This is a genomic window from Streptosporangium sp. NPDC050148, from assembly GCF_055586505.1.
Genome location: NZ_JBVJIA010000034.1, coordinates 25327 through 33106, shown reverse-complemented (window position 1 = coordinate 33106; position 7780 = coordinate 25327). Strand labels below are relative to the sequence as shown.

General features: G+C 70.8%; 6 protein-coding genes. 4 read left to right on the top strand and 2 right to left on the bottom strand.

The genetic code is table 11. The features are described from left to right. Nucleotides 1–247 precede the first annotated feature (247 nt). From ACZ6RT_RS30090 to ACZ6RT_RS30080, 3 genes are read left to right on the top strand one after another with little or no spacing between them, the layout of a single operon-like run. Nucleotides 248–1012, top strand: a complete 765-nt coding sequence (locus ACZ6RT_RS30090) for an ATP-binding cassette domain-containing protein (RefSeq protein WP_399195294.1) — start codon at nucleotides 248–250, stop codon at nucleotides 1010–1012. Then, entirely contained in the window at nucleotides 1009–2256 is a 1248-nt protein-coding gene (locus tag ACZ6RT_RS30085) for a sugar ABC transporter permease (protein ID WP_399195296.1), read from the top strand. Before ACZ6RT_RS30090 ends, ACZ6RT_RS30085 begins: the two co-directional genes overlap by 4 nt. Nucleotides 2257–2291: 35 nt before the next feature. Beyond that, nucleotides 2292–3500 (top strand): ROK family transcriptional regulator, encoded by a 1209-nt coding sequence (locus tag ACZ6RT_RS30080; protein ID WP_399195297.1) that lies wholly within the window; start codon nucleotides 2292–2294, stop codon nucleotides 3498–3500. 168 nt (nucleotides 3501–3668) lie between these two features. Here ACZ6RT_RS30080 and ACZ6RT_RS30075 read toward each other — a convergent pair whose 3' ends face one another. Together ACZ6RT_RS30075 and ACZ6RT_RS30070 are read right to left on the bottom strand one after the other, a co-directional pair. Further along, on the bottom strand, nucleotides 3669–4205 hold the full coding sequence (locus ACZ6RT_RS30075; RefSeq protein WP_470157305.1) for a coiled-coil domain-containing protein: 537 nt from the start codon (nucleotides 4203–4205) through the stop codon (nucleotides 3669–3671). Between the two features lie 474 nt (nucleotides 4206–4679). Further along, nucleotides 4680–5519 carry a neutral zinc metallopeptidase gene (locus tag ACZ6RT_RS30070; RefSeq protein ID WP_470157304.1) on the bottom strand — a complete coding sequence of 280 codons (840 nt, stop codon included), beginning with the start codon at nucleotides 5517–5519 and terminating at the stop codon, nucleotides 4680–4682. Between the two features lie 167 nt (nucleotides 5520–5686). Here ACZ6RT_RS30070 and dxs point away from each other — a divergent pair, with 167 nt between their 5' ends. Next, nucleotides 5687–7606, top strand: a complete 1920-nt coding sequence (gene dxs, locus ACZ6RT_RS30065; RefSeq protein ID WP_399195303.1) for a 1-deoxy-D-xylulose-5-phosphate synthase — start codon at nucleotides 5687–5689, stop codon at nucleotides 7604–7606. The last annotated feature ends 174 nt before the right edge of the window (nucleotides 7607–7780 follow it).

Genomic DNA, 7780 nt, shown 5'->3' with positions numbered 1-7780 from the left:
CGATGCCTACCCTCCCGCCACCACACACACCACCCCCACCCCCACCCCCCCCCACCCCCCCCCCCCCCCCCCCCCCCCCCCCCCCCCCCCCCCCCCCCCCCCCACGCCCGATCGTGGCGCATCCGCACTGTGACACCGGGGTACGCGGCAGATGAGCGTCTCCCGTACGGCAGGGCAGGACACCGCCTGCAGGCGCCCCAACCGCGCGAGCCCCACCGCGCGAAATGAACACAGGGAGCACAACCCCATGACCCCCGCACTGGAACTTCGCGGGATCGACAAGAGTTTCGGTCCCGTACAGGTCCTGCACGACGTCTCCCTCTCCGCCTATCCCGGAGAGGTGACCGCGCTGGTCGGCGACAACGGCGCGGGCAAGTCCACCCTCGTCAAGTGCGTCGGCGGCATCCACTCCATCGACTCCGGCGAGTACTTCTTCGACGGCAAGCCCGTCCAGATCGGCAGCCCGCGCGACGCGGCCGACCTGGGCATCGAGATCGTCTACCAGGACCTCGCGCTCTGCGACAACCTCGACATCGTCCAGAACATGTTCCTCGGCCGCGAGCACAAGCGCGGCATCGTCCTCGACGAGGACACCATGGAGGAGATGGCGGCCAGGACCCTGGAGAGCCTCTCGGTCAGGACCGTCAAGTCCATCCGCCAGCTCGTCGCCAGCCTGTCCGGCGGCCAGCGCCAGACCGTGGCCATCGCCAAGGCCGTGCTGTGGAACAGCAAGGTCGTCATCCTCGACGAGCCGACCGCGGCGCTGGGCGTCGCCCAGACGGCGCAGGTGCTGGAACTGGTCCGCCGCCTCGCCGACCAGGGCCTGGCCGTCGTGCTGATCTCGCACAACATGAACGACGTGTTCGCCGTCTCGGACCGGATCGCGACCCTCTACCTCGGCCGGATGGCGGCCCAGGTCAAGACCTCGGACGTCACCCACGCACAGGTCGTCGAACTCATCACCTCCGGCCGCAGCGGGGACCTCGGCCTCACCAACGGAGTCACCGTATGACCGCCACGATCACCCCGAAGACCGTGCAGGAGTCACCCTCCATCACGGCGAACGCCCGCGGCTACGTCGAGCGGGTACGCGGCGGGGACATGGGCGCGCTGCCGGCGGTGTTCGGCCTCGTGGTGCTCTGCACGGTCTTCGCGATCCTGCGCCCCGCCTTCCTGTCCTCGGGCAACTTCGCCAACCTGCTCACCCAGGGCGCCGCGGTCACCGTGATCGCCATGGGCCTGGTCTTCGTCCTGCTCCTCGGCGAGATCGACCTGTCGGCGGGCTTCGCCAGCGGCGTCTGCGCCGCGATCCTCGCGATCATGCTCAGCAGCCAGGGCCTGCCCTGGTACGTCGCGGTCGGCGCGGCCATCCTCGCCGGCGTGGTGATCGGCACCACGATCGGGTCCATCGTCGCGAAACTCGGCATCCCGTCCTTCGTGGTGACGCTCGCGGCCTTCCTGGCCTTCCAGGGACTCGTGCTGCTGCTCGTCAAGGGCGGCACGATCATCGCCATCCGCGACGAGACGATCCTGTCGATCTCCAACAAGAACCTGCCGCCGACGCTGGGCTGGATCCTGCTGGCCGTCGGCGTCGTCGCCTACGCGGGTCTCCAGCTGACGCGCGCCCGCAAGCGCGCCTCCCGGGGCCTGACCTCCGACCCGATCTCGCTGATCGCGGTCAGGGTGGGCGCCCTCGCGCTGCTCGGCGGGCTCGCCGTGTACTTCCTCAACATCGAGCGCAGCCGCAACGCCGCGGTCGTCTCGCTGGCCGGTGTGCCGCTCGTGGTGCCCGTCATCGTGGTGCTGCTGCTGATCCTGACGTTCCTGCTCCGCCGCACGGCGTACGGACGTCACCTGTACGCGGTCGGCGGCAACGCCGAGGCCGCGCGCCGGGCGGGCATCAACGTCGACCGGATGAAGATCAGTGCGTTCGTCATCTGTTCCTCCATGGCCGCCATCGGCGGCATCATCGCCGCCTCCCGCGCCAGCTCCGTCGACCCCAACACCGGCGGCAGCAACGTGCTGCTCTACGCGGTCGGCGCCGCCGTCATCGGCGGCACCAGCCTGTTCGGCGGCAAGGGCCGGGTGCTGGACGCCATCCTCGGCGGCGCGGTGGTCGCGGTCATCGAGAACGGCATGGGCCTGATGGGCTACAGCTCCGGCGTGAAGTACATGGTGACCGGATCGGTCCTGCTGCTGGCCGCCATGGTGGACGCCCTCTCCCGCAAGCGAGCGGCCGCCACCGGGCTAAGGTGATCAGCGACTCCGATCCACCGAAGGAATCCAAGGCCATGCGGGCAGGTCCCTCCCAAGAGGAGATCAGGCGTCACAACCTCGGGGCCCTCCTGCGTCACGTGCATCTGGGCGGGCCCACCTCCCGCGCGGAACTCACCAACCGGATGGGGCTCAACCGCAGCACCATCATGGCCCTCACCGCCGACCTGACCGCCGCGGGCCTGGTCAGGGAGGAGCTCCCCCGGGAGACGGGACGCGCCGGGCGCCCGTCCCTGGTGGTCCGCCCGGAGTCGGCGCGGGTCTACGTGTTCGCCTTCGACGTGGGCGTCGACCGCATGGTCGCCGCCCGCGTCGGCCTGGGCGGCACCATCCTCGACCGGCGCGAGACGGTACGGCGGCGCGGTTCCTTCTCCCTGGAGGAGATCGTCGGCCCGCTCGCCGCCTTCGCCCGGCAGATGCACCGCAGGACCAGGCCGGACACGGTCTGCGTGGGGGTCGCCGCGGCGTTCCCCGGGGGAGTGGGCCGCGACGACGGCATCATCAGGTTCGGGCCCAACATGGTCACCGTCGAGGACGTGCCGTTCGCCGAGGAGATGACCCGGCGGCTGGCCTTCGGCCTGCCGGTCGCCGTCGGCAACGACGCCAACCTGGCCGCCCTGGCCGAGCAGACCCGGGGGGTCGGTGTCGGCTGCCGCGACCTGGTCTACCTGCACGGGGACGTCGGCATCGGCGGGGGCGTGATCGTCAACGGCCAGCTGCTCGGCGGCCACCTGGGCTTCGGCGGCGAGGTCGGTCACATGATCGTCAATCCCGGCCGGGGACGCCTGTGCTCGTGCGGGTCGCTGGGCTGCCTGGAGGCCGAGGTGGGGGAGCGCGCCCTGCTGGAGGCCGCCGGGCGTTTCGGCCCCCGGGTCGGGGTCGACGCCGTCCGCGCCGTGGTCGACGCCGCCGACCGGGGGGACGTGGTCGCGCAGGCCGCGCTGAGCCGGGTCGGTGACTGGCTCGGGCTGGGGGTCGCCAACCTCGTCAACCTCTTCAACCCGGAGATGATCGTGTTCGGGGGGATGCTCCGGGAGATCTACCTGGGATCGGCCGCCCAGGTCCGCAGCCGTCTCGCCGTCGACGCCCTGCCGCCGTCCCGCGAGCACCTGCGCCTGCGCACCTCGGCCCTCGGCGATGACGCCACCCTCGTGGGCGCCGCCGAGCTGGCCTTCTCCCAGGTCCTGGCCGACCCGCTGGAGGTCCTCGCCAGGGCCGGTTCCTGACCGCACGTCCCATGGGCGGTCCGGTGCAGCCGGTCCGCCACGGGTCTCCTCCGCCGCGCCGACCGCGTACCGCCATGCCTTTGAAGATCGTCTGTTCCGCGACGCCGGTGAGACGTCACGCTGCCGGCACCCGGGGCCGTGGGTGCCGACGGTGTCGCGGGGTGCTCGCTACCTGGCGAGACCGGAGACCAGGTTGCGCAGGTCGAGGTGGCCGGACCTCAGCTCGGCGACGTCACCCTCGAGACGCTTCATGGAGAGCTCGAGGTTGCCGACGGAGCGCTTGACCACGGACATCTCCTCGCGCAGCTCGGCGTGACCGGCCCGCATCTCGGATCGTAGGTCGTTCACTTCGGCTCGTAGCTCGTCTTGGTTGGCCCGTAGGCCGTTAACTTCGTCCCTTAGCTCGTTGACCTCCGTCCGGAGGGCGGCCACTTCGGTGCGGAGCTCGTTGACCTCGGTGCGGAGCCCGGCCACTTCGGTGCGGAGCTCGTTGACCTCGGTGCGGAGCCCGGCCACCTCGCTACGAAGCTCGTTGACCTCGGTTCGGAGGGCGGTCACCTCGGTGTTGAGTTTCGAGGTGACCGTGCTCAGATCGCGCAGGACCTCGAACATGTCCGAGATGAGCGCCCTGTTCTCGTCACTGTGCGCGCGGAGCGCCATGACGTCGGTCTCCAGCACCCGCAGGCGCATCTCTGTCGTGCTCACTCGTGCCCTTCTCCCTGTCTCGACCGGCGGGGGGCCGGTACCGGCCGTTCCGTGATATGAGGGACGCTCGCGTCCCAGGCGCTCGACCGGCGTTGCCGCACTACTCACCGTCACGGATCGATCGCCATTCGTGGCCGGGGGCTGGAGGCCTCACCTCGCGTACGGGAGGAGGATCCTCATCCTGGAGCGGGAGCCGGTATGAGATTCCTCATACCGGGTGGACGAGAAAGACCACCCGTCGCGCGGCTGCGGGGCGGCGACGGGTGGCCGGGTGGAGCTGAGTGGAGCTGAGTGGATCAGGTGGGTCGAAGGTACCGGTGAGGGTCCGCCCGGCGAAGGGTCCGCCGTGCGGTGCCGAGAGACGGGCGGCCGGCCCAGGGGCCGTCACCTGGCCGGTGACGGCCCCGGCCCGGCGACCGGCGGCGGCTCGTGAACACGGGCCGCCGCAGCATCAGGTGAGTGCCGGGTGACGCCTCAGGCGAGGCGACCGGACGGTGCCGTCCAGGTGTTGCAGGCGGACGGGGAGCCGGCGTTGAAGCCGCGCTCCAGCCAGTACGCCTGGCTGCGGCCCTTGCCGTGGTCGTTCTTGGGCCAGTTCTTGTGGCCGTTCTCGGCGATCCAGGAGACCATCGCGTCCCACTGCGCCTGCTCGACCGGCAGGGAGTGGGAGATCTGGCGCAGGAAGGCCGAGCCCAGGCAGTCCGCCTGCAGCTCGATCCGGCGCGAGAAGGCCAGCTTGGTGGCGGGCTTGGCGCGCCAGACGCTGTTGGCGTAGTAGTTCATGATCCCCGCGAGGTGCTGCACGTGGTGGCCGTACTCGTGGGCGATGAACTGGGCGTGGGTGGCGGGGTGGACGTTCTTCAGGACCGTCCGCGAGATGCCGATGTAGATGGTGCGGTTGCTGGAGCAGTACATGCCTCCGGCGCTGCTGGGCCACCGGCCGCAGGGGGTGTTCACCTTGACCGTGGAGAAGCGGAGCCGGGGCTGGGAGAAGGACAGCTTGGTCTTCCTGAACTGGGTCTTCCAGCCCAGGTTCAGGCAGCGCATGACCTTGGTCACGAAGGTCCGGTAAGAGGCCGCGCTCCCCGCGCGGATCTCACCGGGCCGGCAGTTGACGCGGGGCAGGGTGCCGGTGCGGTAGAGGGGGCTCGCCGTGGCGGCGGTGCGCCCGCGCGGGGGCGCCTGCACGCCGGTGACCGAAACGCCGGACGCGGGCGTGGCGGTGACCGGAACGAGCGAGGGGGAGACGGGCGCCGCGGCGGCCGGGGCGGACGCGTTGGCCGAGTCCAGGCCTGTTACCAGGGCAAACAGCAACGAGGCGGCAACAAGTGACGACAGTTGCCTAAAGGGGAGAGTTTTCATGGTGGGGCAAAGGCTATTGCAAGTGTGGATAAAACGTGCAGACTCTCCGCTCTTGGGGGCGGCGTCTCACATCCGAACTAGACTCGTGCTGACGTTGACTGGACAGAGGAGATGATTCCGTGAGCGAGCGGACCGGGCAGCCTGGAAGTCTTCTGGAGTCGGTCAAGGGACCGCGGGATCTCAAGCTGCTGGCTCCGGACGAGCTGCCGGGACTCGCCGCGGAGATCAGGGATCTGCTGATCGCCTCCACGGCCCGCATCGGCGGGCACCTCGGCCCGAACCTGGGCGTCGTGGAGCTGACGATCGCGCTGCACCGGGTCTTCGACTCGCCGCACGACCGCGTCCTGTGGGACACCGGGCACCAGGCCTACGTCCACAAGATGCTCACCGGCCGGGCCGGGCGGTTCGACACGCTCCGCCAGGAGGGCGGCCTGTCGGGGTACCCGAGCCAGGCCGAGTCCGAGCACGACATCATCGAGAACTCGCACGCCTCCACCGCGCTCTCGTACGCCGACGGCCTGGCCAAGGCCTACCGGCTGCGCGGTGAGAGCGACCGCACGGTCGTCGCGGTGATCGGGGACGGCGCGCTCACCGGCGGCATGGCCTGGGAGGCGCTCAACAACATCGCCGGGCGCAAGGACCTGCCGCTCATCATCGTGGTCAACGACAACGGCCGCTCCTACTCGCCGACCATCGGCGGTCTCGCCTCCCACCTGGCCTCGCTGCGCACCGACCAGCGCTACGAGGACGTGCTCGACTTCGTCAAGGACGGCCTGCACCGGGTCCCGCTGGTCGGTGCCCCGGTCTACGACGCCCTGCACGGCGTCAAGAAGGGCATCAAGGACGTCCTGGCCCCGCAGGTCATGTTCGAGGACCTCGGCCTGAAGTACATCGGGCTGGTCGACGGCCACGACGAGCAGGCCGTGGAGGCCGCGCTGCGCAGGGCCCGCGGCTTCCGCCGCCCGGTCATCGTGCACGTGCTCACCAAGAAGGGCTTCGGCTACTCCCCGGCGGAGAACCACGACGAGGACTGCTTCCACTCGCCCGGCGTCTTCGACCCGCTGACCGGCGAGGAGAAGCCCAAGCCGCACGGCTGGACCAACGTCTTCGGCCAGGAGATGGTCCGGCTGGGCGCCGAGCGCCAGGACATCGTGGCCATCACCGCCGCGATGCTCGGGCCGACCGGGCTGATCCCGTTCTCCCGGGCCTACCCCGACCGCCTCTACGACGTCGGCATCGCCGAGCAGCACGCGCTGACCAGCGCCGCCGGTCTGGCGCTCGGCGGCCTGCACCCGGTGGTGGCCCTGTACTCCACCTTCCTCAACCGGGCCTTCGACCAGCTCCTGATGGACGTCGCCCTGCACCGGCTGCCCGTCACGGTCGTGCTGGACCGCGCGGGCGTCACCGGTGACGACGGCGCCAGTCACAACGGCATGTGGGATCTGTCGATCCTGCAGGTCGTGCCCGGCCTGTCGATCGCCGTCCCCCGGGACGAGCCCCGCCTGCGGGAGCTGCTGGCCGAGGCCGTGGAGGTCGACGACGGCCCGACCGTGCTGCGCTACCCCAAGGGGGCCGTGACGGCCGAGATCGAGGCGGTCGGCCGCCTCGGCGGGATGGACGTGCTGCGCTCGGGCGACCCCGACGTGCTGCTCGTGTCCGTGGGCCCGATGGCCGAGCTCTGCCTGGGCGCCGCCGACCTGCTCGACGCGCAGGGCATCTCCGCCACCGTGGTCGACCCGCGCTGGGTCAAGCCGCTGGACGAGGCCCTGGTGGCCGCGGCCCGCCTGCACAAGCTGGTCGTGGTGGTCGAGGACAGCGGACGGGTGGGCGGGGTGGGCGACGCGGTCGCCCGCCTGCTGCGCGACGCCGACGTGGACGTCCCGGTCCGCACCTACGGCATCCCGCAGCGCTTCCTCGACCACGCCAAGCGGCCGAAGATCCTCAGTGAGATCGGCCTGACCTCCCAGGACATCGCCCGCCAGATCACCGAGGCGGTCGCCAAGCGCTCCCCGGTCCTGGAGAACGACCCGGCCCGCTGACCCCGCCGCGTACGGCCCGCCGGCCCTCACGGCCCGCCGGGCCCTCACCGTGTACGGCCCGCGCCTCCGACCGGGGCGCGGGCCGTCGCCGTGCCGGGACGGTCGCCGGATTTTTCCCAAAGAACCCGGTGTCCGTCGTTCAGCGGGTGATCCGCTGGGCATGACCTGATGCGT